This is a genomic window from Candidatus Fonsibacter ubiquis (assembly GCF_002688585.1).
Classification (GTDB): Bacteria; Pseudomonadota; Alphaproteobacteria; order Pelagibacterales; family Pelagibacteraceae; genus Fontibacterium; species Fontibacterium commune.
The window spans coordinates 145,756-168,853 of record NZ_CP024034.1 but is presented as its reverse complement, the minus strand read 5'-3'; the positions used below and the strand labels follow the sequence as shown (position 1 = coordinate 168,853).

The following is a 23,098-nucleotide window of genomic DNA, read 5'->3' as shown; positions in this document are numbered from 1 at the left end:
AATTTATATCTTTAAATTCTCTAGTTGCTCCTCTTGGAATTGAATTTGAATGGCATCAGATAATTCTTTAAATGCATCGCCAGCTAAAAAATCTGTTAACTTATAAAGCGTCATATTGATCCTATGATCCGTTACTCTTCCTTGTGGAAAATTATAAGTTCTAATTCTTTCAGATCTATCCCCTGTTCCAATCTGACTCTTTCTCGCCTTAGCTCTTTCACTTTCCTGCTCTGATCTTTGTAAATCGTAAAGTTTTGATCTTAAAATTTTTAAAGCTTTAGCTTTATTTTTATGTTGTGATTTTTCATCTTGTTGCGAGACAACTATTCCTGATGGAATATGCGTTACTCTAACTGCACTATCCGTTGTATTTACTGATTGTCCGCCTGGACCGCTCGATCTAAAAACATCTATCCTTAAATCCGCATCATTAATTTTCACATCAACTTCTTCAGCTTCTGGTAAAACTGCAACAGTTGCTGCTGACGTATGAATTCTTCCTTGCGTTTCTGTATCAGGAACTCGCTGGACTCTATGAACGCCTGACTCAAATTTTAGTTTTGAGAAAACATTTCGTCCTACGATAGATGCAATAATTTCTTTGTAACCACCCCCCTCGCTGTTTGATAAATTTATAATTTCAACTTTCCAACCATTTAACACTGCAACTTTTTGGTACATATTGAATAAATCAGCCGCAAATAAAGCAGCTTCCATACCGCCTGTTCCTGCTCTTATTTCAATAATAGCGTTCTTTTCATCTGCTTCATCTTTTGGAAGTAAGAAAACTTTTAATCTTTTTACACACTCTTCCTCTTGTTCCTTCAAATCCTTAAGTTCTTTTTCAGCCATTTCATAAAATTCTTTGTCCGTAGATTTATCCTCTAAAATATTTTTCGTACTCTTTAAGTCTTCTAAAACCTTTAAATAATTTTTGGCATAACTTATTATCTCATTAAGATTTGAGTATTCTTTTGAATTACTAACAAACTCATCTTTTTTAAGATCAGGCTTTGCTAAAATACTTTCTAGCTCATTGAATCGACTTACAATGTTCTCAACTTTATCTATGGGGATCATTTAAATTTAAAGGGCTTGATTTCTAATTTGCTCAGCTTTTTTTTCAACAAGACCTACAATGTGCTCAATAATTTTTTCACTTGGGACTTTATGATCTTGAAGGCCCGATAAGTAAATCATATTATTTCCCTTGCCTCCTCCCGTTAACCCAATATCTGTTTGTGATGCTTCACCTGGTCCATTTACAACACAGCCGATGATGGACAATGTTAAAGACTCTTTAATGTGTGACAACCTTTGCTCTAATATTTCAACTGTTTTAATAACCTCAAATGCTTGTCTTGCGCAAGATGGACAAGAAATTATTTTAACTCCTCGATTTTTTAAATTTAAACTTTTTAATATCTCAAGTCCTGCCTTAACTTCATTTACCGGATCTGATGAAAGTGAAATTCTAATTGTATCACCAATCCCTTCACTTAATAACATTCCAATTCCAATTGAAGACTTAATTGTTCCTGCAAAATAACTGCCAGCCTCTGTTATTCCAAGATGAAGTGGATAATCACATTTTTTTGAAAGCTGTCTGTAGGCATTAACGGCAAGGAAAATATCTGAAGCTTTAACGCTTATTTTAAAATTAAAAAAATCTAAGTCTTCTAAAATTTTAATATTACGATCTGCACTTTCAACTAATGCCTCAGGACATGGCTCTTTATATTTTTCCAATAAATCTTGCTCTATGGATCCACCATTAACCCCAATTCGAATTGAACAATTAAAATCCTTTGCCGCTTTAACAATTTCTTTTACTCGATCTTTTGATCCAATGTTTCCAGGATTTATTCTAAGACAACTTGCGCCTGCTTCTGCAGCCTCAATTGCCCTTTTATAATGAAAATGAATATCTGCAACGATTGGAACGTTTGCATGCTTTACAATCTCTTTTAATGCTTTTGTAGATTCCTCATCTGGGCAAGAAACTCTAACAATATCAGCTCCAGCTTCAGCAATTTGATTTATTTGTAAAATTGTCGCTTTTGCATCGGTTGTTAAAGTATTTGTCATGGATTGGACTGATATTGGAGCGTCACCACCAACATAAACGTTACCAACTTTAATTTTTTTTGTCTTTCTTCTTTTAATTTCCCTGAAAGGTCTAATGCTACTCATAAAATTTAATCTAAATCGAATGCAGTATGAATAGCAACCACAGCTTTTTGCGTTTGCGTTTCATCTATTAAAACAGAAATTTTAATTTCTGAAGTTGATATCACTAAAATATTTATATTTTGATCTGATAATGCTTTAAACATTTTAAAAGCAACACCTGGATGTGTAATCATTCCAGCTCCAACAATTGAAACTTTAGCAACCTTGTCATCAAAATTAATTTTTTCAAATTTTAAATTACTATTTTTTTTTATAAGATTTACTGATTTATCTAAATCTTCTCTTTTAATAGTAAATGTAACATCAGTTTTTTTATTATCAGCCGATACGTTTTGTACAATCATATCAACGCTAATATTATTCTCATACAAAGGCTTAAAAATACTCGCTGCAATTCCTGGTCTGTCCTCAACGCCAATTAAGGTTATTTTTGCATCATCTTTTGAATAGGCAACTCCAGTAATTACTTTATCGTATGAGATTTTATCATCACTTGTAATGCTTGTGCCTTTATTATTTGTAAAAGTTGAGCGCACATGAATTTCAACATCATTCATCATTCCTTGCTGTACAGAATTACTTTGCATAACTTTTGCTCCTAACGATGCCATCTCCAACATCTCTTCATAGGAAATTTTATCAATTTTTTTTGCTTTAGGATTAATAGCTGGGTTAGTTGTGTATACTCCATCTACATCTGTATAAATTTCACAATAATCAGCTCCAATACATTTTGCTAAAGCTACCGCTGAGGCATCAGATCCACCTCTGCCTAATGTTGAAAGCCTAAAATCTTTTGAAACTCCTTGAAATCCTGGAACCACGGGAGTCTCACCTTGCTGCAATGACTTGTTAAGTTTTGTAGTTTCTATTGAAACAATTCTTGAGTTAGAGTGAAAACCCTCTGTTACAATTGGAATCTGCCAGCTTAGCCATGATCTCGATTTAAGACCCATTTTTTTTAGGGCACCCGCAAATAAAGTCGATGTCACTTGCTCCCCTGTTGAAAGCAAAGCATCATATTCTTCAACATCAAAATTTTGATCTATTTCTTTTGATTTTTTTATTAAATCATTAGTAACACCTGACATTGCAGACACCACCACCACAACTTGATGACCTTCATCGACCTTACTTTTAATGAGTTTTGCGGCGTTCAAAATTCTTTCTATATTTGCAACCGACGTGCCACCAAACTTAACTACAATTTTACTCATGAAAGCTAATTAATATCTTAAAAATTTAGATTTATAATTACTCCTATGTTAAATATTTCGCAACAAAATGAACATAGATAATAAAAATAATCAAACGGCCGATCTTCAGGAAATAAATAAGTTCTCAAAAATGGCTTCTGAATGGTGGGATCCAAATGGAAAATTTGCGCCGCTTCATAAATTTAATCCTATTAGACAAGAATTTTTAGTTGATAAAATTAAAAATCATTTTGGAATATTACCGAATGGCTCTTATCCATTTAAAAACTTAAAATTATTAGACGTTGGATGTGGTGGTGGATTGATTGCAGAACCCATGACTAGACTTGGCGCAAAAGTAACTGGCATCGATGCCTCTGAAAAAAATATTAACGTTGCAAAATTTCATGCTGAACAAATGAATTTGAAAATTAATTATTTAGCAACAACTCCTGAAAATTTAAACGAGCAGTTTGATGTTATTTTATGTTTAGAAATTATTGAACACGTTGCAGATGTAGATTTATTTATTCAATCTTGCGCTAAATTATTAAAAAAAAATGGGATCATATTCTTTGCAACACTTAATAGAACAGCTAAATCATTTTTATTTGCAATTGTAGGGGCTGAATACATATTAAATTGGCTACCTAAAGGAACGCATGATTGGAATAAATTTTTAAAACCTAGTGAGATCATTTCAACAGCTTTGAAATATCAATTAGAATTCAAAGAAAAAATAGGTTTTAAGTTTAATATTTTTTCAAGGGAGTGGCAAAAAAGTAAAGATATGGATGTTAACTACGCAGTAAGTTTTAAAAAAAATTAAGCGTTTTCTTTTGGAACCCAAGGAATAGTTGCAACATCAATTCCTTCCTCTTGTAACTCTTTAGTTTCCTCTAACGTTGCATTACCATAAATATTTCTTTTCTGCTTTTTATCATAATGAATGGATCTAACTTCAGATACAAACTTATCACCAACATACTCAGCATTTTTTGCGACATAATCATTTAACTCTCTAATTTTACTTTTTACATTTTTTAAAAATTCTTTTTTTTGCTCAGTATCTTTTTGAGTTGCAGATGTTTTGGAAGTTGCAATGCTTGGGGCCATTATACTTTTTTTTACAGTTTTTGAGCTTCCGCAGACGTAGCAATTAATTAAATTCTTCTTTAGTAATTTTTCATATTCACTAGAATTTTGAAACCAACTTTCAAAAGTCTCACCGCATGAACATTCAAGATTATATTTAATCATATCTCTAATGTAGGTACGTTCGTGTTAATTTCAATATGTTAATTTTTATTGAAGAATAGAATTACTTTGCCCAAGGTAATTCCAAATTTAGACATGGTTGCAATATTCACTAAATAATTATTATCTTGTAAAAACATCCAATCATCAAAACTTACTTTATATTTACTGTTACCGATTTGGAGAGCAAAATCATACTTCCAGTTAAAAGCGTTGCCAGAAGTTGCCCCTGATGCAAGACCTATAACTCCATCTGCATACCCTTGATATTGATTGGTGCCAATTTTTTCTAACTTCCATTCACGGTATTCCTTAGTACCATCATCATAAATAAAATTTTCTTTCATCACTAAGTATTTTCCATCCCAAGTTCCATCAATATCTACTTTAAAACTTTTTTTAATGTTACCAAATCGATCTTCAAATACACCACGTGCTACAGTTTTTCCTTTAAAATATTCCTCTAGCTTAAATACAGGTTTATTATTTTGAAATTGTTCTAATTTCATAGATGAAGAACATTGTGTTACACTAAAAAAAACAAAAAATATAAATAATATTTTAAGATTTTTATTTAAAAATTTTGTAATAATTTTCATAAATTCTATCAAAAATAATCTGACTGCCTGGTAAATATTTAAACTGTTTAATATCTTTGCGATTTAACCAACGCAATTGTTGTTTTTCTTTAAGTTTAATCTTTCCTGTCCAAAATTCTACCAGATAAATCATCATTATAATTGCAGTATTTTTATAACGATGAGTAACAAGATCAATATTGTCCAAATTGTCTTTTTCTATTTTAATACCTATTTCCTCATATAGTTCTCTTACTGCACAATCCTCGAAAGACTCATGGGTTAACAATTTTCCTCCTGGCAATTCCCAATATCCACTTAAAAATTTACCCTTTGGTCTGCTAGTAATTAAAATCTTATTAGACTTTTTAAGCAAACAACATGAGACAAAAGTTTTTTTCATAAATATTTAATTATAACAAAATTGACATTCTTCACTATGCTACTTATATAACATTTCAATCTAACAAAAACATATGCCAACAATCTTTGATAATTTAAAAATAGGCAATCTAACACTTCCAAATAGAATTATTATGGCTCCGCTTACTCGGATGCGAAGTAAACAACCGGGTAATATTCCTTGGGAATTAAATGCAACTTATTATGCACAACGAGCATCGGCAGGATTTATTTTAACAGAAGCAACTCAAGTTTCTCAGCAGGGTCAGGGCTATCCTGGAACTCCTGGAATTCACAGCAAAGAACAAGTGCAAGGATGGAAGTTAGTAACTGATGCAGTTCATAAAAATGGTGGTCATATTTTTTTACAGTTGTGGCATGTGGGAAGAATTTCTCACTCATCTCATCAACCGAATAATAGTTTACCAGTTGCACCATCTGCGATAGCTGCGAAAAATTCTGGAACATTTACCGCAGATTGGAAACCAACTGCTATCTTAACTCCACGAGCATTAGAAGCATCTGAGCTTCCAGGAATTATTCAAGATTATGTAAATGCTGCAAAAAATGCAAAGGACGCTGGTTTTGATGGAGTGGAAGTTCACATGGCAAATGGATATTTACTTGATGAATTTTTGCAAGATGGAAGTAATAAAAGAACAGATGAATTTGGTGGTTCCATTCAAAATAGAGTTAAATTTCCAATGCAAGTATTAGATGCTGTTATTAATGTTTTTGGAAAAGATAGAGTTGGCGTGAGGCTTTCTCCCTATGGAACATTTAATGATATGAGCGACTCTAACCCTATTGAATTATTTACCTACGTTATTGATGAATTAAATCAAAAACAAATTGCATTTCTTGATATGATTGAACCTAGAGCAACTTCAGCTGGAGGTGGTGATGATGTAAATGAAAATGCGCCATCAACCACAAAATTATTTAGAAAAAAATTTAAAGGAATTTTTATCTCTGCTGGCGGCTATAAGACGGAAGATGCAAAAAAAGCAATTGAAACTGGCGAAGTAGATGCCGTGGCATTTGGTAGAATTTTCATTGCAAATCCAGATTTGCCAAAACGTATTAAAACGAATGCAGCTTTAAATCCCTATGACCGCTCAACATTTTATGGTGGTAATGAAAAAGGTTATACGGATTATCCAGCTCTAAGCTAAAATTTTAAACAGGATCAATGTGAGTCATTAGGTTTAAAACCCTAGAACTGCGCATCACTCTATTTCTTGCTTCAACTGCAATGGCATGGCCCTCTGCAACTGTCAGGTCACCTTTAACCTCAATATGAACATCTGCAATGATGCTATCTCCAACTTTTCTTGTTCTTAAATCATGGACATTTATAACTCCTGGAGTTTCTAAAATTATTTTTTTAATTCTTTCAACTTCATCAGTGTCAGCTGCCTTATCGGTTAAAGCATGGATGGCTTCATAACTAAAAGACCAGCCCATTTTTAAAATCATCACACCTACAATGATTGCGGCAATTAAATCAAAACTATGATAACCCAGTAAATTAAAAATAATTCCAATTGCAACAATTAAAGATGATGCAGCATCAGAACGAGCATGCCAAGCATTTGCCATAAGCAAACTTGATTTAGCTCTTTTTGCAATATTTAAAAGATAACGAAATAATAATTCTTTAACTGCTAAACAAATAATTGAAGCATATAAGGCTATGATATGAACTGTAGCAATTTCATCTGCACTATCAAGTTTTTTACCAGCACTCCAGATCATTGCGCTACCCACAAACAATAAAAGTAGACCCAAAAATAAACCTACAGCATTTTCATATCGATAATGACCATAATTGTGATCATCATCTGGGGGATTTAAAGATTTTTTGCTAGTAATTAAAACCAGCAAATCAGAAAACATATCAGCTAAAGTATGAAGTCCATCTGCAATCAGCCCTGAAGATTTAGAAAATAAACCTACAACAATTTGGAAAATAACTAAAAAAAAATTAACAATAACACTGGTCCAAGTGCTTTTATTTGCAACTTTTCTTTTTCTTACATAGTTGGATAAAGATTCAGACATGAGTAATGCAGTATAAAATATAGAATATTAATAAACTATTTTATTTATTTGATTAAATAAAGTTTGCTCTATAGGGTTTATTTTTAATTTAATATTTAAATGCCAACTTTCATCGACTATCTACTACTAACAATCATAACGATTTTTCCAGTTTTAAGCCTTGGTATAATGTTATTTTTTTCATTTGTAATTGCACCAACTGTTCATAAATTTTTACCGAAAATAGAATCTGGACCATATATTAGAAAAATCTTTCCTATTTATTATATTCTTAATGGATTTTTATCTTTAGGTTCTTTATTAGCAATTGCTTACCTTGGAGTTTTTAATGCAATCTTTTATGCAAATGGAGTTATTCTAGTTCTTTTTATATTTTCTTATTTTTATTTAATGCCAGCAATTAACAAACAAAAAATAAAAGATAATAGTAAATTTAAATTCTTACATGGAAGTTCTGTTGCAATAAATTTCATTCAAATAATCCTGCTCATATCAATTACATTTATTTTATTGGATTTTTAAAATTTTTTCACTCGTCGATAAATTATATCAAAGAACATTGGTGAAAAAGTTGCAAATAAGAAAGACCAAAATAATAAAGAATTAGTAAAAATTTCATTAAAATTACTTTTATCAAAAATAACTCCAATTAATAAAGACTTAGAAAAATCTATACTTGGAAAAAATAATAAACCTAAAGAAAGTCCAGTGATAATTAAAATAAATGACTGATTAGGATAAATTTTATTCTGATATAAACCTTTAAATATTACATAGACACATGCACAACAAAGAAGATCAGCTAGTAAAAATAAATAAAGAACACTTAATTGATAAAGAGCAATAACTAAGCATAAAATCGACAGAAGTATTAATATAATATTTGAAAGTTTTTTATCTTTTAAATATTTAAAATTAAAAAAATCTTTGCTGTGAACAATTGTAAGACTGGATATAGAGTTTAGCAAAGTATCAACGGTGCTAATCGTCAAACATAGGGAAAAGATAAGAACAATTAATGAAACAAAAATATCACTTTTGTTTAAAATAATAGAAAAGAAAGCAAGATCTTCATTAAATTTGAAACCATTCAATTTAGAAATACTCCCAGTCAAACCCAAGCTTAAAACAATTACAAAAATAATAACAAAAGAAATAAGTAAACTTTTAACTAAAACTTTATCATTTTTAGCTGCATACACCCTTTGCCAATTTCCTTGATGAAATAAATTTGTTGCAGCAACCGCTATAAAAAAAACAAAACCAAATTGAAAAGATGTTATTAAAGATTTGCTATCAAATTTAATAAAATTTTCCTCAAAAATATTAAGGTTTAGATTGTTATTATTTTGAAAAAAAAGTGCAAAAATTAAGTAAAAAAATAATAATAAAATTACAATAATTTGAATACCATCACTTCTAATAGTTGCTTTTAAACCGCCAAATAAAACATAAATTAACGTAAAAGATAAAATAATAGTTGCAGAAATCCAAACATCTAGACCAGAGATATAATAAATTAGTTTTGAAATTGCAGTGACTTCTGCGCATAAAAATATGAATAAATAAAAGATCATTAAAGAGAAAATTAATTTAAATAAATTTTTTCCAAATTTTTTTAAGACCAACTCAGTTAATGATCTGCCTTTAGGCAGCAATACTCTTAATTTTTTTCCAAAGAATATAAGAGCAATCATAGGAAATGCAGTCCCTAATGCATAACCAATAACAGAACCAAAGCCTCCCCAAGTTGCAGCTGTGGGCGGGCCAAATAATATCCAAGCACCAAGGGATGAGGCTATAAGAGTAGCACTTAAATTAAATACACCAACATTACGATTTGAAACTAAATAATTATTTAAGCTAACTTTTTTTCTAGAATAAAATATTCCAATAAATAAAAATAAAGTTGAAACAAAAACAACAACGCTTAAGGCTAGATTTAAACTTAAGAAACTATTTATCATTTTTCCCTAATTGAATTACCAATCCAGGTTTGAAGGGTCTAATCTCAGCCTCTTACGAAGCACCCCTAAAACTTAGTTAGAGAAATACTAAATCAGCATTTAGAGATTTACAATCCCTAAATACTGAATAGTAATAATATTATTTAATTAAAATACTTTCTTAGCTGTAAGAATTGCGTAATCTCTATTCCTGTCCAAACCTGACAGGGAACCCTCTCTATCAGCACTAATATATGATGCCGTAAAACCAACTCCTACTAGCTCCTTTGATAATGAAAGTGTAGTAGTTTTTGTTTCTTTATCCCATACTCCATAACTAGCAAAACCTTGAACTGGACCAAAATTATAGCCAGCATTAAATTCATAATAGTTTCTATCAACTTTTGAAGTTCCATTTTTTTGTCCATCAGTGTCATCAACGTAATAAGCCAAGCCAAAAGTGTAAGGTTGTTTATCAGGCGCTATAGTTAATTTACCGTAAAATTCAGCTGTAGCCTTTGTAGCTTTTGTGTCTGCGCCTGGATAAGTAAAAATACCATAACCTAAATCAAACGTTGCCGAACCAAAAGATTTTGTAATTCCAGCATAGTAGTCAATTTCTTTTCCACCAGCACCTGCTACGCTATCTTGTGCTCCAGTCCATGCCCCTAAATATAAGTTAAAGTCTCCTACTGGATGAGAGAGATCAGTTCCTACAAATGCGGATGTATTATCTTTATTTTGATCAATTCCTCTAAAAATATATTGGCTAGAAACACCGACATTGAAAGTTAATGTTCCTTTGCCAATTTTAACCTCTGCATTTACATCCTCTGCTAAAAAAATTGAACAAGCAAAAAGAGAAAGTAAAATTTTTTTTATCATTTTTTTAATTAATATTAAGTTAAACGAGAATTTTTTAGTAGTCCTTTTGATTTTTTTAAAATCCTATTTCAGTATTTAGAGACTTACAATCTCTAAATACTGAATATTAATAATGTTATTTAATTAAAATGTTTTTGATACGTTCAAAAAGAAATCTTTTGAAGTATTAACTGAAGTGGCTGCTATACTATTGTTTAGTTTTTTTGCATCAACAAGAGTAGCTCCAAAATTCATATCAAATAAAGACTTTGATATTGTGAGTGTACTAGTTTCGGTTTCACCCTTATATTCTCCATAGCTAGCAGAGACTGTAAACGCTGGAAAATTATAGGAAGCAGAAATTTCTTGATAATTTTTTCCTTTATCACTTACGGTTGCACTTGATTTTTGACCATCAGTATCATCTTGAAAATATGCAATCTGAATACTGTATGGGGCCTTATCAGGTGCAAATTTTAATTTGCCATAAAACTCTAAAAAATTAAGTGGGGATGTTCTTTTATCATTGCCTGGATATCTGTACTCTATAACTCCGACATCTACAGTAATAGCACCAAAAGATTTCGCAATACCGGCATAAATGTCTATTTCTTGATTTGTATTTGTGGTGCTATCAACTCCACCTGTTGAAGCAGCTGTCCAAGTTCCTATATATAAACCGATTGGAGTTGTAAGATCTGCACCAATATATGGAGAACCAGATCCTGAGTTTTGATCCATTCCTCTCCAAATATAATTAGTGTTATAACCAGCATTGAAACCTATTGTTCCTAAACTTCCTTTATCACCTAATTTTATTTCCGCATTAGCTACCTGCGAAATCAAAAGCACAGAAGCAAAAGAAGAAAGCGCAATTTTTTTAATCATTTTTTTTTCCTTAATTATTAAATTTATTTGTTAGAGTGATGATATGCTCTTTTTTTTATGACTTAAACATCTTATATCAAATATCAGTAATGTGTTGCTTGCATGACACGCTATGCGGTGAAAGCATTATGCGTTTCATGCATAATTACTAAACGTAATTTAATGGCAAGCTTGAGGTTTGTTTTATCTCTTCCATAGAGAAAGAAGTCGCAACTGAAAAAATATCTATTTGACTAGTAAGCTTTGTGTAAAATGTATTATATTCATCCATACTTGGGACTAGCACTTTTAGTAAGTAATCAATGCTTCCACTTAACCTATAAAACTCAACAACTTCAGGCATAGAGCTTAGGATGCTGATAAATTTCTTAGCCCATTCCATGTTATGTTGATTGGTTCTAATTGAAACAAAAGCTACAGTTTTTAGATTTAGCTTATTTCGATCTGCAACAGCTACCTTCTTCTTTATATACCCCTCTTTATATAACTTATTAATTCTGGCCCAACATGGGGTAGCAGAAAGGTTTACTTTCTTTGATAATTCAGCAATTGGGATATCTGCATCCTCTTGAAGTTGGGATAATATTTTTTTATCTATGTCATTCATACAATTTTATTCTAATTTAATTAACATATTTAAAATAAAATACTAGTTTTTATATTTAAAAAGTCAATTTTTAACTTATTTTTCTACAAATATTGAATTCTATAGAAATAAATACTAAATCAGCAGCACATTAAAAATTAATACAAAAGGAAATATAAAATGAAATTAATAAAAAAAGTTGTTCTACTTTGGGCTTTACTATTTGCAGCGCCAGCAATTGCGGCTCCAAGTAATTTTTTAGTAAGCACAGATTGGTTAGAAAAAAATCTTAACAATCCTAAACTTAAAATAATTGAAGTTAGTGTTGATACAGGAGTTTATGAAAGAGGTCATATTCAAGGTGCGGTAAATTTTAAATGGCATACTGATTTAGTGGATCCTGTAAAAAGAGATATCGCTAGCAAAGAAAATTTTGAAAAATTACTCCGACAGGCAGGCATTAACAATGACAGCACAATTATAATCTATGGTGATAGTAATAATTGGTTTGCTGCATGGGGTGCTTGGGTGTTTGATATTTACGGAGTAAAAAATGTTAAGTTGCTTGATGGTGGCAGAAAAAAATGGGAAGCAGAAAAAAGACCTTTAACTCCACTTGCAACTCAAGTTGCAGCTGGAAATATAAAAGTATCAGATGCTAACAACGCTTTACGTGCAAGATTAATTGACGTTGTTGCAGTTGCTAATAAAAAATCTGATACAGCATTAGTCGATATTAGATCTAATGATGAATTTACTGGAAAGATTTTTGCCCCAGCAGGTGTTCAAGAGTTAGCAATTAGAGCTGGTCATATTCCAGGAGCGGTAAACGTTCCTTGGGGACAAGCTGTTGCTGAAGATGGAACATTTAAATCAGCAGAAGAACTTAGAAAAGTTTACGCTGCAGTTGGTATTGATGGAAAAAAACCAATCATAACATATTGCAGAATTGGAGAACGTTCTAGCCATACTTGGTTCGCACTAAGTAAAATCCTAGGTTACAATGTTAGAAATTACGATGGTTCATGGACAGAATATGGAAACTCTGTTGGCAACCCTGTAATTAATACAGCTGGAACCGTGTGGGGTGGAAAATAATAACTAATAAGCGAATTAAATCGCTACTTGTTATCTTCAAAAAATAAAGTTAATTCACTCCCTTATGAAATAGCGGTACAATTTGTACCGCTATTTTTTTATTTTTAATCTAAAATGACAAAAACAAATTACCAGCTTAATAATAATATTCCTGCTTTTAAAAATTTTTTAGGAATAGTTGTAATACTTATTATTGCTTTCATTTTAAATGCTAAGATTGAAAATTTACAAGGAGGTACTGCCCTTTCATTATCATTATGGCTTGGAATTGCCTTTGGCGCAATTTTGCAAAAAAGTAGATTTTGTTTTTATTGTTTAAGTAGAGATTTTATTGAACTAAAAAATGCAAAAGGATTGCTTGGAATTATTGTTGCTCTTATAGTTGGAACACTAGGCTATCATTTAATATTTGGTGCTTTCCTTATTGATCCAGTATCACCACGACTTCCACCAAACGCACATATTGCCCCAGTTAGCTGGGTTTTAATATTAGGTTCATTTAGCTTTGGCCTTGGAATGGCCATTGCTGGATCTTGCATCAGCGCTCAACTTTATCGATTAGGTGAAGGGCTTTTGTCAGCATTTATTTCATTCTTTGGAATATTAATTGGATTTATTTTAGCTTTTTTAAGTTGGAATTTTCTTTATTTAAAAGCCATTCAACAAGCGCCTCTGATTTGGTTCCCACATTATTTTGGGTACAAAGGATCAATCATTTTGCAAATTATATTATTAATTTTCTTATCATTATTACTTTTAAAATTTCATAAAAAACAAAAAGCAGAAAGTACAATACAAAGATGGTGGCAAGTAAAGTGGCCAACTTATGTTGGTGGAATTTTAGTTGCACTAATTGCAACCATTGCATTCTTAAGAGTCTCTCCCTTAGGCGTTACTGCTGAGATTGGAAGTATAGCTAGAACAAGTGCTAACCATTTTAATATTTTACCAACGCGTCTTGAAGGCTTAGATACTTTGAGGGGATGTTTAACAATTATTAAAGAAACATTTTGGTCTAATAATGGTTTATTTATTTTTGGTTTAGTACTTGGATCATTTGCTCTTGCAACTTTCTCTGGTGATTTTAAAATTCAAATTCCAAAAATTAAAGAAAGTATTCGATCTTTGGTTGGTGGAATATTAATGGGCTTTGGGTCTATGATCGCGCTTGGTTGCACTGTTGGAACATTATTATCAGGAATTATGGCAGCTTCATTATCTGGCTGGATATTTCTAATTTTTTGTGGGTTAGGTTTATATTTAGGTTGGTTACTTAGAAAAAAATATAAATTAAATTAAAATTTAAAATGAACTCAACAAGTTTAATAGATAAAATTGGCAATACTCCTTTAATTTATTTAAAGAAAGCATCAGAGATTTCTGGATGTAAGATTTTTGGAAAAGCAGAATTTTTAAATCCTGGAGAATCTGTAAAGGATAGAGCTGCACTTTATATTTTAAATGATGCTATTAAAAATGGTAAATTAAAAAAAGGCGGGACGATTGTTGAAGGAACTGCTGGAAATACTGGAATTGGAATTGCAATAATTGCAAAAGAACTTGGTATTAAAACTGTGATTGTTATTCCTGAAACACAATCTAAAGAGAAAAAAGATACTTTAAGAAAATTAGGAGCTGAACTCATTGAAGTTCCAGCAGTCCCTTATGATAATCCAAATAATTATGTAAAATATGCAAAAAAGGTTGCAGATGACATTGGTGGGTATTGGGGAAATCAATTTGATAATACTATTAATCAATTTGCTCATATCGAAACAACTGCTGAAGAAATTTGGACACAAACTAATGGCGAAGTGGATGGATTTGTGTGCGCTTCAGGAACGGGCGGCACAATTTCTGGTGTTTCAATAGGTTTAAAAAAACATAATAAAAACATAAAAATTGCTGTGTCGGATCCATTAGGTTCTGCTCTTTATAGTCATTTTCAAACAGGAAAATTAATCATGAATGGCACTTCGATAACGGAAGGTATTGGAACATCAAGAATTACTAAGAATTATGAGGGCGCTTTGCTTGATGAGGCCTTTCAAATTAATGATACGGATGCTTTAAATATTGTATTTGATTTACTACATGATGATGGATTATGTCTTGGCAGTTCCTCTGGAATTAATGTTGCAGGCGCAATTGAACTTGGAAAAAAAATGGGTCCAAACAAAATTATAGTCACAATTTTATGTGATATTGGAACGCGTTATAGTAGCAAATTATTTAACCGTGAATTTTTAAAATCAAAAGGGCTACCGTGTCCAGATTGGATTAAATGATTATAGATAAAAGCAAAGTCAAAAATATAGACATTAAAAAACCACTAAGACTGGAGTCCGGTCAAACTTTAGATAATTTTACAATTGCCTATGAAACCTATGGAACTTTAAATGCAAATAAAGACAATGCAATTTTAGTATTTCATGCATTAAGTGGAGATCAGTTTGCAACTGGAACTAATCCAATTACTGGAAAAGATGGTTGGTGGGTTACTGCAATTGGTCCAAACAAAGCAGTTGATACAAATAAATATTTTATAATTTGTGCAAATGTTTTGGGAGGTTGCATGGGAACATCTGGTCCAACATCTATTAATCCAAAGACTAATGAACTTTATCAAAATACTTTTCCATTAGTGACCATAAGAGATATGGTTAATGCGCATGTCTTATTACTAGATCATTTACAAATTGAAAAAACTTTATGTGTATTAGGTGGCTCTATGGGTGGAATGCAAGTTTTACAATTTTGCTCATCTAATCCTGGAAGAACTTATTCTGCAATTCCAATTGCTTGTACTGCAAGTCATTCAGCACAAAATATTGCATTCAATGAACTATCACGCCAAGCAATTATGGCAGATCCTGAATGGTCCAATGGAGATTATTTAAAACTAAATAAAAATCCAAGAAAAGGATTGTCAGTGGCGCGTATGGCAGGTCATATTAGTTACTTGTCTGAAGAAGGATTACAAGAAAAATTTGGAAGAAAACTTCAAAAGACTGGTGACTTTAAATTTACTTTTGATGCTGACTTTCAAGTGGAGAGTTATTTAAAATATCAAGGCAATGCTTTTGTTGATCGCTTTGATGCTAATAGCTATTTATATTTAACACGCGCAATGGATTATTTCGATTTATACCGCGAAAATAATGGTGTGCTTGCAAACGCTTTTAAAGATACAAAAATTAAATTTTGTATAATTTCTTTCTCCACAGATTGGTTATATCCAACAGCTGAGAGTAAAAAAATTCTTATCGCACTCAACTCTATTGGTGCAGATGTCAGCTTTGTAGAAATTATAACAAATAACGGGCATGACTCTTTTCTTTTAGATGAAGCAGAATTTTTAAGAAGCGTTAAGGGATTTTTAGACTCTGCTTACGAGGAGTTTAAAGCATCTAAGTAACGACCATGAGTGATGTTAAAAAAGATAATACTGTTACTGTTTCTGAGGTGGGTCCTGGTCCTTTTGTTCAAAGCGTGACTGTAAGAGGCCATAAGCTTTTAGCAGATGAGCCATTATCTTTTCCTGAAGGGACTGACAAAGGCTTAAGTCCAAATGATTTTTTACTTTCCTCCCTTGGATCATGCACTTCAATTACTCTTAGAATGTATGCTCGTCTTAAAAAATTACCACTTGATAAAATTATCATCACATTAAATAGAAATGAGAGTGGTGATATCGATAGAAAAATTGAGCTTATTGGTAACTTAACGGATGAGCAAAAAAACCGATTATTTGAAATATCAAACAAATGTCCTATTCATAAAGCCTTAACAAATACCGTTAAAATTAATTCTAAATTAGTATAAAAAATTTTAGCAACTATTCGAGTAATTAATTATTGTTGTTTTATTTTATAAAAATTCTTTGTAATAATGATTTAAATAAGTAATAAAAATAAAAAAAATCTTTTTTTATTGATCTTCGAGTTTCAAACTTTTTTCCAGTTTCTAAATAATATTTTCTAACAATAAGAGGTGATAATCCCCATTTTTTAATAAATGTATTTCTTCCTTTATTAAGTTTTAAACCTTCCTTTTTTCGTGTTGTTACTGAACCAAAATGATAAACTTTAAAACTTCCTAAACACTTAAAATATCTAACACCTTCATTCCACAATTTTAATACTAAATCAGGATCAGAACCATCACCTGGATTAAACTCTTCACTAAAACCTAGTACTTTATTCCATAAATCTTTATGGATTAAATGTGGGGATAAGTGATTAGCATTACAATCTTGAAAATTAAGATTTTTATAATTACTTAGAAGTTTTTTTTCGTCAAAATTTATAAAACTATCACCACAATCAAATTTAATATGAGCACCATTAACCCCTATTTCTACAGCGTGAATATAAAAAAAATTATGTCCTATATTCTCAAGTTCTTTTTTTAATCCTAAGTCCCATTCTGGTAAAAAATACATATCGTCATGCGCATAAAGAATGTAATTTGTTGTTACATTTTTTGCAGCTATATTAACGGCGCTGCAAAGACCTATATTCAGATTTGTGTATGTAAATTTTAAATTATTTTCTTTTACAAATTCAAGAGTTCCATCATCACTAGAGTTAACGTGAATAATTATTTCATTATTTAATGCAGAATTTTTTTTTAGACTAGCCAAACATATTTTTAAAAAGTTTATATTATTGAAAGTAGGTATTATTATTGAAAACATGATTTTTTTAAACTTTTGAACTTATTAAAAAATATTACTTATTAACTTATATTTTTTAATGCTTGTTCAATGTCAGCCAAAATATCATCTGGATGTTCAATTCCAATTGATAATCTTACATATCCTGGCGTCACTCCTGCTTTTAATTGCTCTTCAGAAGAAAGTTGTGAATGGGTAGTTGAAGCTGGATGAATTGCAAGACTTCTTGCATCTCCAATATTTGCAACATGATATAAAAGTTTTAATGCATTAATAAATTTTTTACCTGCATCAATTCCACCTTTTAATTCAAGTCCACACAATGCCCCAAATCCACCGGATAAATATTTTTTCGCACGATTTCCAATTTCACCAGCATGTAAACTTGGATAAATTACTTTTTGAACTTTACTGTGTTTAGTTAAGTATGAGACAACTTTTTCTGCATTAGAACAATGTTGCTTCATACGTAACGCTAAAGTTTCTAATCCTTGAATAATTTGCCATGCATTAAAAGGTGATAAAGGAGCTCCCAAATCTCTAAGTAACACAACTCGCGCTCTTATAATAAATGGAATGTTAGCTCCTGTTAATTGAGGAACAACCTCGCCCCACACCGCTCCTCCATAAGATGGATCTGGTTCATTATAAAAGGGTTGTCTTTTTTTATTTGCAGTCCAATTAAAATTTCCACCATCAACAATAATTCCCCCAATTGAATTTCCATGACCGCCAATAAACTTTGTTAAAGAATGCATCACAATTGCAGCACCATGTTCTAAAGGTTTGCAAATGATAGGTGATGCTGTGTTATCCATAATTAATGGAATTCCAAATTTTTTACCAATTTCAGCAACCTCTTTTATTGGAAAAATTCTAAGATAAGGATTTGGACAAGTTTCACCATAATATCCTCTCGTCTTATCATCTGTTAGTTTTTCAAAATTTTTTGGATCAATTGGATCTGCAAAACGAACTTCGATCCCTTGATCTTTTAAAGTATTTTTAAATAAATTTACCGTCCCACCATATAAATCTGTAGAAGCTACAATATTGTCTCCTGCTTTACATAAATTTTGAATGCAGAATGCTGATGCGGCCTGCCCTGATCCAACTGCTAAAGCTGCAACACCGCCTTCTAAAGCAGCTACTCTTTTTTCAAGAACATCTACCGTTGGATTCATAATCCTTGTGTAAATGTTTCCAAATTCTTTTAAGGCAAATAAATTTGCTGCATGATCAGTGTTATTAAATTGATAACTAGTTGTTTGATAAATTGGTACAGCAACCGAAGTTGTGGTTGCATCACTTCTATAATCTCCCCCATGTAAACCAATAGTTTCTGGATGTTTACTAGATGTAGTCATTTATTTTTATTTATTAAAAAATTATTTTTTCTGTAATTTATATAATTGTTAATTCAGTTCAATAACGCGCTGGTTGTTAAAACTTAAAATAAATGACTTAATTTAAGGAGGTTTACAACATAATTAAGCCTCACATATTTAAGAAATATATGAAAACTAACCGAAAGAAAAATAATGAAAACACTGGGTAAAATTGTAATCACAACTCTGTTGCTAAGTATTGTTACATTAGCACAAGCTGACGATGACAGAAGAAAATATGGCCGCGATCATGATGAATACGAGCATCATAATTGGTACAAAAATGAAACTATTTCAAAAGCTGAATATTTAAAAAAATATGAAGAGATATTCGATAAAATGGATACTAATAAAGATAAGATCTTAACTAGAGATGAAAGAAAAATTTTCTGGGAATCTCAAGAAAAGAAATACAAAAATAAAAGTAGAGATGGTGAAAAAAGAGGTTATTGGGAATCTGACGATAACAAATATAAAAGATAATTAGAATTATCTTAAGATTACTTTTTTCTATAAAGCAAAATTAAAAGTACGATAATAACAACTAATAACGCTATAAAAATTAAAGGCATTTAGTTATTATATCGTACTTTTAATTAAATTTACAAATTAATATACGACCTCTTTATTCAACTCAAATTTAAGCTTATATTATCTTTATGAATAATTTTAAGGATAGAGAAAAATCTTTTGAAAAAAAATTTGCTAATGATCAGGAGACTGAATTCAAAATTAATGCAAAAAGGAACAAGCTTTTAGGAACTTGGGCTGCAAGTATTTTAAAATTAGATGAAGAACAAAAAAAAAATTATATTACTGAAGTTATAAAGTCAGATTTTCAAGAGGCGGGAGATGAAGATGTTTTTAAAAAAATAAAAAAAGATTTAGAGGGCAAAAGTATTCAAGATACTGAGATTAGAAAGAAAATGTCCGAATTTTTAGAGGCGGCAAAAAAAGAAATATAAATACAAATGTATTTATATTCTAAGCTTCAAAGTTTAAATAAAGATATTTCAATTTGTTTTATTGGATGTGGAAAATTTATTTCCATGTTTTTATCTCAATATAATCAATTACAAAAAATTAAAATTAGTACCATCGTTGATATTAATATTGAGAAAGCAAAATTAAATTGCACAAATAGCGGTCTTAGCCAAAAAACAATTGACTCTATAAATTTTACTAATTCTTTGGACGATGCATTAAAACAAAATATTGATATTTTTATTGAAGCAACAGGAGATCCAATAATTGGAACAGAGCACGCTGTTAAAATAATTAATAATAAAAAAAATATAATAATGGTGAATGTTGAAGCAGATGTTCTCTGTGGAAAGTATTTATCAGATCTAGCAAAAAAAAATAATGTAATCTACAGCATGGCCTATGGGGACCAGCCTGCACTGATTATGGAACAAATTGAATGGGCAAAATTAAATGGGTTCTTAGTTGTTGGCGCTGGTAAAGGAACCAAATACCATCCAAGTTTTGAATACTCTACCCCTGATACGGTTTGGAAAAATTATGGAATGACAGATGAACAAGCCAAAAAGGCTGGGATGAATCCTAAGATGTTTAACTCTTTTACAACGGGAGATAAATCCTCCATTGAAATGGCTGCAGTTGCTAATGCATCAGGTCTTCGCTGTCCAAATAATGGTTTAACTTATCCAGCTGTTGGCGTTTATGATATTGCAAATAAACTCATTCCAAAATCTGCTGGTGGAGTTTTGGATTATGAAGGTCAAGTTGAGGTTATTTCATCCATTGATGAAAATAAAAATAATATCGCCAATGATTTAAGGTGGGGCGTTTACATAGTAATTAAAGCACAAAATGAATATTCAAGAAATTGTTTTAAAGAATATGGAATGATTACGGATAAATCTGGAAATTATTCTGCTATTTGGCGACCGTACCATTATATTGGCCTTGAACTTGCTCAATCCATGTATGTGATCGCAATGGATAAACGAGCAACGGGACAGACGAATTATTTTAATGCAGATGTTGTTTGTGTTGCAAAAAAAGACATAAAAATTGGTGAAGTTTTAGATGGTGAAGGCGGATTTGCTGCAAGGGGTAGACTATTTACTGCTAAACGAAGTGTTAAAGAAAACCTTCTACCCTTAGGTCTTTCAAGTGGAGCAATTGCTAAAAAAAATATTAATAAGGATGAATTAATTAGTATGAATGATGTAGAAATTAATTGGAATAAAGAAGTATTAAAAGCAAGAGAATATCAAAAAAATTTAATAGTTAATGAATAAACCAAAAGAGGCTTTTAAAGATAAAAAATTTTTAGAAAGTCCTGAGGGAAGATCTATTAGAATTTTATCAGAATATGAAAAAGTAAAGTCAGTTTTTGAAATACATAAAATTATTGATACGATAACTTTTTTTGGCAGTGCTAGAGTTAAATCAAAAGAAGATAATAATAATTTAGCTGATGAAAATACAGAATGTTATGAACAAGCAAGAGCGCTAGCGTTTAAATTTACAAAGTGGGCAAATGAATATTCAAAAGATCACAACCGTTTTGTAATTGCAACAGGAGGTGGCCCTGGAATAATGGAAGCTGCTAATCGTGGTGCTTTGGAAGCGGGTGGAAAAAGTATTGGACTTGGTATTAAATTACCTGAGGAACAAAAAAATAATAAATATATCACCCCAGAATTAAGTTTGCAGTTTTATTATTTTTTTATGAGAAAATTTTTTCTTGTTCAACCTGCAAAAGCAACTGTTATGTTCCCAGGTGGATTTGGCACCTTAGATGAATTAACTGAAATTTTAACATTGAAACAAACTGAAAAAATTCAAAAACCAATGCCCATTGTTTTAATTGGTAAAAAATTTTGGAATACCACATTAAATTTTAATTATTTACTAGAGAGAAATATGATTAAAAAAGAAGATTTAAATCTTTTTCTTGTTACTGATCATATTGAACAGGCTTTTGATTTTGTATCTTGTGTTTTGAGAGATCACTGCGTGGATAATCCAGAAAAGATTATTTAATATCCTCTTTGTAAATCAACAGATTTTGGAATTTTTTTCTTTAACTTAAATAATCTAAGATTTTTAGCTACAATATCGGAAGCACTTTCAAAGTCAGTATTTGCAGAAATATGAGGAAGAATTGTAACCTTTTTATGTTTCCATAAAATACTTGTTTTAGGTAATGGCTCTTGTTCAAAGACATCTAAGACTGCATGTTTAATATTTCCAGAATTTAAATGTTTAACTAAATCTTTCTCATTAATAATTGCGCCTCTTGCAAAATTAACAATGCACGCACCTTTTTTTAAAAAAGATAAAGTTTTATAATTTAATAAATATTTAGTCTTATCTGTTAAAGGAATGAGACTAACTAAAATATCAGTCTGTCCTAACATTTTCTTAAGTCCAAAATGTCCTGTAAATGATTTTACTTTTTTAATATTCTTTTTACTTCCACTCCAGCCGCAAACCTTAAAGCCATTTTCTATCAATTTTTTAGCTGCTGCTTTGCCAAGTTCACCTAAACCTATAAAGCTGACAACTTTTTTAGAAGGCTTTATATAATCTAATTCAATCCAAGCTTTTTTACCTTGCTGTACCCGATAAGAATACATGTCGCGGTGAAGATATAATACCCATGATAACACAGCCTCAGCCATTGTGCGGTTCATCTCAGGATCAACAAGTCTTACAATCTTAACCCCGCTCCCTTTAAAAGTTTGAACTAATTTTTCAACTCCAACCCAAATACTTTGTACCCATTTTAAATTTACTAATTTTTCAACCTCACTTGGGTTTGGATTTGCAACCACTGCTACCTTAACTTTTGAATATTCAGATTTTTTAAGATCAGAAAACTTTACAATTCTAGCTCCTTTAAGTTTTTTTTTTAATACCTTTACCCACTTATCAATTTCAGATTTTTCAAGTTTGGCTACGAATGGAACGATTGATTTCATT

At 30.9% G+C, this 23,098-nt stretch carries 26 protein-coding genes and 1 riboswitch; of the genes, 12 read left to right on the top strand and 14 right to left on the bottom strand.

Translation table 11 applies throughout. From position 1 onward, the window contains the following. Window positions 1-3 precede the first annotated feature (3 nt). From prfA to CR143_RS00935, 3 genes are read right to left on the bottom strand one after another with little or no spacing between them, the layout of a single operon-like run. Window positions 4-1,080, bottom strand: coding sequence for a peptide chain release factor 1 (gene prfA, locus CR143_RS00945; protein WP_099339986.1), 1,077 nt, complete (start codon window positions 1,078-1,080; stop codon window positions 4-6). Between the two features lie 6 nt (window positions 1,081-1,086). Further along, on the bottom strand, window positions 1,087-2,193 hold the full coding sequence (gene ispG, locus CR143_RS00940; RefSeq protein ID WP_099339985.1) for a flavodoxin-dependent (E)-4-hydroxy-3-methylbut-2-enyl-diphosphate synthase: 1,107 nt from the start codon (window positions 2,191-2,193) through the stop codon (window positions 1,087-1,089). 5 nt (window positions 2,194-2,198) lie between these two features. Next, the gene (locus CR143_RS00935) at window positions 2,199-3,410 is read right to left on the bottom strand and encodes an aspartate kinase (RefSeq protein WP_099339984.1); all 1,212 of its coding nucleotides are present in this window, start codon (window positions 3,408-3,410) and stop codon (window positions 2,199-2,201) included. 73 nt (window positions 3,411-3,483) lie between these two features. Here CR143_RS00935 and ubiG point away from each other — a divergent pair, with 73 nt between their 5' ends. Beyond that, on the top strand, window positions 3,484-4,218 hold the full coding sequence (gene ubiG, locus CR143_RS00930; protein WP_420886323.1) for a bifunctional 2-polyprenyl-6-hydroxyphenol methylase/3-demethylubiquinol 3-O-methyltransferase UbiG: 735 nt from the start codon (window positions 3,484-3,486) through the stop codon (window positions 4,216-4,218). Here the strand turns inward: ubiG and CR143_RS00925 are convergent. The 3 genes from CR143_RS00925 to CR143_RS00915 are packed head-to-tail and all read right to left on the bottom strand — an operon-like array spanning window position 4,215 to window position 5,627. Beyond that, window positions 4,215-4,649: a DUF1178 family protein gene (locus CR143_RS00925; RefSeq protein ID WP_099339982.1), complete on the bottom strand. Its 435-nt coding sequence runs from the start codon at window positions 4,647-4,649 to the stop codon at window positions 4,215-4,217. The genes ubiG and CR143_RS00925 overlap by 4 nt on opposite strands. Before the next feature lie 38 nt (window positions 4,650-4,687). Then, a complete protein-coding gene (locus CR143_RS00920) occupies window positions 4,688-5,245 on the bottom strand; it encodes a DUF3833 domain-containing protein (protein ID WP_099340991.1) in 558 nt (185 codons plus the stop codon). Next, complete coding sequence (locus CR143_RS00915; RefSeq protein ID WP_099339981.1) at window positions 5,217-5,627, bottom strand: (deoxy)nucleoside triphosphate pyrophosphohydrolase; 411 nt, start codon at window positions 5,625-5,627, stop codon at window positions 5,217-5,219. The genes CR143_RS00920 and CR143_RS00915 overlap by 29 nt, the downstream gene beginning before the upstream one ends. A gap of 73 nt (window positions 5,628-5,700) precedes the next feature. Between CR143_RS00915 and CR143_RS00910 the strand changes: the two genes are divergently transcribed. Then, window positions 5,701-6,801 carry an alkene reductase gene (locus tag CR143_RS00910; protein WP_099339980.1) on the top strand — a complete coding sequence of 367 codons (1,101 nt, stop codon included), beginning with the start codon at window positions 5,701-5,703 and terminating at the stop codon, window positions 6,799-6,801. Between the two features lie 4 nt (window positions 6,802-6,805). Here the strand turns inward: CR143_RS00910 and CR143_RS00905 are convergent, their stop codons facing one another. After that, complete coding sequence (locus CR143_RS00905; protein ID WP_099339979.1) at window positions 6,806-7,690, bottom strand: cation diffusion facilitator family transporter; 885 nt, start codon at window positions 7,688-7,690, stop codon at window positions 6,806-6,808. Between the two features lie 99 nt (window positions 7,691-7,789). Here CR143_RS00905 and CR143_RS00900 point away from each other — a divergent pair, with 99 nt between their 5' ends. After that, a complete protein-coding gene (locus CR143_RS00900) occupies window positions 7,790-8,212 on the top strand; it encodes a DUF4149 domain-containing protein (protein WP_099339978.1) in 423 nt (140 codons plus the stop codon). On the opposite strand, the gene CR143_RS00895 is transcribed toward CR143_RS00900, so the two are convergent. From CR143_RS00895 to CR143_RS00880, 4 genes are all read right to left on the bottom strand, one after another. Next, window positions 8,209-9,657 (bottom strand): sodium:solute symporter family transporter, encoded by a 1,449-nt coding sequence (locus CR143_RS00895; protein WP_099339977.1) that lies wholly within the window; start codon window positions 9,655-9,657, stop codon window positions 8,209-8,211. The genes CR143_RS00900 and CR143_RS00895 overlap by 4 nt on opposite strands. Further along, window positions 9,644-9,734, bottom strand: a riboswitch (TPP riboswitch). Its footprint overlaps the gene before it by 14 nt. A 70-nt stretch (window positions 9,735-9,804) precedes the next feature. Then, window positions 9,805-10,521 (bottom strand): TorF family putative porin, encoded by a 717-nt coding sequence (locus CR143_RS00890; protein WP_099339976.1) that lies wholly within the window; start codon window positions 10,519-10,521, stop codon window positions 9,805-9,807. A 123-nt stretch (window positions 10,522-10,644) separates the two neighbouring features. After that, complete coding sequence (locus CR143_RS00885) at window positions 10,645-11,388, bottom strand: TorF family putative porin (protein ID WP_099339975.1); 744 nt, start codon at window positions 11,386-11,388, stop codon at window positions 10,645-10,647. A 148-nt stretch (window positions 11,389-11,536) separates the two neighbouring features. Then, window positions 11,537-11,995 (bottom strand): Lrp/AsnC family transcriptional regulator, encoded by a 459-nt coding sequence (locus CR143_RS00880; protein ID WP_099339974.1) that lies wholly within the window; start codon window positions 11,993-11,995, stop codon window positions 11,537-11,539. Window positions 11,996-12,154: 159 nt separating this feature from the next. Here CR143_RS00880 and CR143_RS00875 point away from each other — a divergent pair, with 159 nt between their 5' ends. The 5 genes from CR143_RS00875 to CR143_RS00855 all read left to right on the top strand — a co-directional run bounded on the left by CR143_RS00875 (window position 12,155) and on the right by CR143_RS00855 (window position 16,897). After that, the gene (locus CR143_RS00875; RefSeq protein ID WP_099339973.1) at window positions 12,155-13,072 is read left to right on the top strand and encodes a sulfurtransferase; all 918 of its coding nucleotides are present in this window, start codon (window positions 12,155-12,157) and stop codon (window positions 13,070-13,072) included. A gap of 114 nt (window positions 13,073-13,186) precedes the next feature. Next, window positions 13,187-14,371, top strand: coding sequence for a YeeE/YedE family protein (locus CR143_RS00870; RefSeq protein ID WP_099339972.1), 1,185 nt, complete (start codon window positions 13,187-13,189; stop codon window positions 14,369-14,371). Window positions 14,372-14,379: 8 nt separating this feature from the next. Continuing rightward, window positions 14,380-15,360 carry a cysteine synthase A gene (locus CR143_RS00865; protein ID WP_099339971.1) on the top strand — a complete coding sequence of 327 codons (981 nt, stop codon included), beginning with the start codon at window positions 14,380-14,382 and terminating at the stop codon, window positions 15,358-15,360. Continuing rightward, complete coding sequence (gene metX / locus CR143_RS00860) at window positions 15,357-16,490, top strand: homoserine O-acetyltransferase MetX (protein ID WP_099339970.1); 1,134 nt, start codon at window positions 15,357-15,359, stop codon at window positions 16,488-16,490. The genes CR143_RS00865 and metX overlap by 4 nt, the downstream gene beginning before the upstream one ends. A gap of 5 nt (window positions 16,491-16,495) precedes the next feature. Further along, window positions 16,496-16,897, top strand: a complete 402-nt coding sequence (locus CR143_RS00855; RefSeq protein WP_099339969.1) for an OsmC family protein — start codon at window positions 16,496-16,498, stop codon at window positions 16,895-16,897. A gap of 40 nt (window positions 16,898-16,937) precedes the next feature. Here the strand turns inward: CR143_RS00855 and CR143_RS00850 are convergent, their stop codons facing one another. Both CR143_RS00850 and CR143_RS00845 read right to left on the bottom strand, forming a co-directional pair. Continuing rightward, window positions 16,938-17,771 carry a glycosyltransferase family 2 protein gene (locus CR143_RS00850; protein WP_099339968.1) on the bottom strand — a complete coding sequence of 278 codons (834 nt, stop codon included), beginning with the start codon at window positions 17,769-17,771 and terminating at the stop codon, window positions 16,938-16,940. A 41-nt stretch (window positions 17,772-17,812) separates the two neighbouring features. Then, a complete protein-coding gene (locus CR143_RS00845; protein WP_099339967.1) occupies window positions 17,813-19,117 on the bottom strand; it encodes an O-acetylhomoserine aminocarboxypropyltransferase/cysteine synthase family protein in 1,305 nt (434 codons plus the stop codon). Between the two features lie 174 nt (window positions 19,118-19,291). Between CR143_RS00845 and CR143_RS00840 the strand changes: the two genes are divergently transcribed. From CR143_RS00840 to CR143_RS00825, 4 genes are all read left to right on the top strand, one after another. Continuing rightward, complete coding sequence (locus tag CR143_RS00840; RefSeq protein WP_099339966.1) at window positions 19,292-19,621, top strand: hypothetical protein; 330 nt, start codon at window positions 19,292-19,294, stop codon at window positions 19,619-19,621. A gap of 176 nt (window positions 19,622-19,797) precedes the next feature. Then, the gene (locus CR143_RS00835; RefSeq protein WP_099339965.1) at window positions 19,798-20,103 is read left to right on the top strand and encodes a DUF1476 domain-containing protein; all 306 of its coding nucleotides are present in this window, start codon (window positions 19,798-19,800) and stop codon (window positions 20,101-20,103) included. 6 nt (window positions 20,104-20,109) lie between these two features. Further along, window positions 20,110-21,408: an NAD(P)H-dependent oxidoreductase gene (locus CR143_RS00830; protein ID WP_099339964.1), complete on the top strand. Its 1,299-nt coding sequence runs from the start codon at window positions 20,110-20,112 to the stop codon at window positions 21,406-21,408. Then, window positions 21,401-22,156, top strand: coding sequence for an LOG family protein (locus CR143_RS00825; RefSeq protein WP_099339963.1), 756 nt, complete (start codon window positions 21,401-21,403; stop codon window positions 22,154-22,156). Before CR143_RS00830 ends, CR143_RS00825 begins: the two co-directional genes overlap by 8 nt. On the opposite strand, the gene CR143_RS00820 is transcribed toward CR143_RS00825, so the two are convergent. Continuing rightward, a complete protein-coding gene (locus CR143_RS00820) occupies window positions 22,153-23,097 on the bottom strand; it encodes a 2-hydroxyacid dehydrogenase (protein WP_099339962.1) in 945 nt (314 codons plus the stop codon). The two genes, CR143_RS00825 and CR143_RS00820, sit on opposite strands and share 4 nt — an antisense overlap. Window position 23,098: the final 1 nt, after the last annotated feature.

What these genes read in the sequence shown, in the direction of transcription:
- prfA (WP_099339986.1), bottom strand. Translation starts at nt 1,080, where the DNA reads ATGATCCCCATAGATAAAGTTGAGAACATTGTAAGTCGATTCAATGAG.
- ispG (WP_099339985.1), bottom strand. Translation starts at nt 2,193, where the DNA reads ATGAGTAGCATTAGACCTTTCAGGGAAATTAAAAGAAGAAAGACAAAA.
- CR143_RS00935 (WP_099339984.1), bottom strand. Translation starts at nt 3,410, where the DNA reads ATGAGTAAAATTGTAGTTAAGTTTGGTGGCACGTCGGTTGCAAATATA.
- CR143_RS00925 (WP_099339982.1), bottom strand. Translation starts at nt 4,649, where the DNA reads ATGATTAAATATAATCTTGAATGTTCATGCGGTGAGACTTTTGAAAGT.
- CR143_RS00920 (WP_099340991.1), bottom strand. Translation starts at nt 5,245, where the DNA reads ATGAAAATTATTACAAAATTTTTAAATAAAAATCTTAAAATATTATTT.
- CR143_RS00915 (WP_099339981.1), bottom strand. Translation starts at nt 5,627, where the DNA reads ATGAAAAAAACTTTTGTCTCATGTTGTTTGCTTAAAAAGTCTAATAAG.
- CR143_RS00910 (WP_099339980.1), top strand. Translation starts at nt 5,701, where the DNA reads ATGCCAACAATCTTTGATAATTTAAAAATAGGCAATCTAACACTTCCA.
- CR143_RS00905 (WP_099339979.1), bottom strand. Translation starts at nt 7,690, where the DNA reads ATGTCTGAATCTTTATCCAACTATGTAAGAAAAAGAAAAGTTGCAAAT.
- CR143_RS00900 (WP_099339978.1), top strand. Translation starts at nt 7,790, where the DNA reads ATGCCAACTTTCATCGACTATCTACTACTAACAATCATAACGATTTTT.
- CR143_RS00895 (WP_099339977.1), bottom strand. Translation starts at nt 9,657, where the DNA reads ATGATAAATAGTTTCTTAAGTTTAAATCTAGCCTTAAGCGTTGTTGTT.
- CR143_RS00890 (WP_099339976.1), bottom strand. Translation starts at nt 10,521, where the DNA reads ATGATAAAAAAAATTTTACTTTCTCTTTTTGCTTGTTCAATTTTTTTA.
- CR143_RS00885 (WP_099339975.1), bottom strand. Translation starts at nt 11,388, where the DNA reads ATGATTAAAAAAATTGCGCTTTCTTCTTTTGCTTCTGTGCTTTTGATT.
- CR143_RS00880 (WP_099339974.1), bottom strand. Translation starts at nt 11,995, where the DNA reads ATGAATGACATAGATAAAAAAATATTATCCCAACTTCAAGAGGATGCA.
- CR143_RS00875 (WP_099339973.1), top strand. Translation starts at nt 12,155, where the DNA reads ATGAAATTAATAAAAAAAGTTGTTCTACTTTGGGCTTTACTATTTGCA.
- CR143_RS00870 (WP_099339972.1), top strand. Translation starts at nt 13,187, where the DNA reads ATGACAAAAACAAATTACCAGCTTAATAATAATATTCCTGCTTTTAAA.
- CR143_RS00865 (WP_099339971.1), top strand. Translation starts at nt 14,380, where the DNA reads ATGAACTCAACAAGTTTAATAGATAAAATTGGCAATACTCCTTTAATT.
- metX (WP_099339970.1), top strand. Translation starts at nt 15,357, where the DNA reads ATGATTATAGATAAAAGCAAAGTCAAAAATATAGACATTAAAAAACCA.
- CR143_RS00855 (WP_099339969.1), top strand. Translation starts at nt 16,496, where the DNA reads ATGAGTGATGTTAAAAAAGATAATACTGTTACTGTTTCTGAGGTGGGT.
- CR143_RS00850 (WP_099339968.1), bottom strand. Translation starts at nt 17,771, where the DNA reads ATGTTTTCAATAATAATACCTACTTTCAATAATATAAACTTTTTAAAA.
- CR143_RS00845 (WP_099339967.1), bottom strand. Translation starts at nt 19,117, where the DNA reads ATGACTACATCTAGTAAACATCCAGAAACTATTGGTTTACATGGGGGA.
- CR143_RS00840 (WP_099339966.1), top strand. Translation starts at nt 19,292, where the DNA reads ATGAAAACACTGGGTAAAATTGTAATCACAACTCTGTTGCTAAGTATT.
- CR143_RS00835 (WP_099339965.1), top strand. Translation starts at nt 19,798, where the DNA reads ATGAATAATTTTAAGGATAGAGAAAAATCTTTTGAAAAAAAATTTGCT.
- CR143_RS00830 (WP_099339964.1), top strand. Translation starts at nt 20,110, where the DNA reads ATGTATTTATATTCTAAGCTTCAAAGTTTAAATAAAGATATTTCAATT.
- CR143_RS00825 (WP_099339963.1), top strand. Translation starts at nt 21,401, where the DNA reads ATGAATAAACCAAAAGAGGCTTTTAAAGATAAAAAATTTTTAGAAAGT.
- CR143_RS00820 (WP_099339962.1), bottom strand. Translation starts at nt 23,097, where the DNA reads ATGAAATCAATCGTTCCATTCGTAGCCAAACTTGAAAAATCTGAAATT.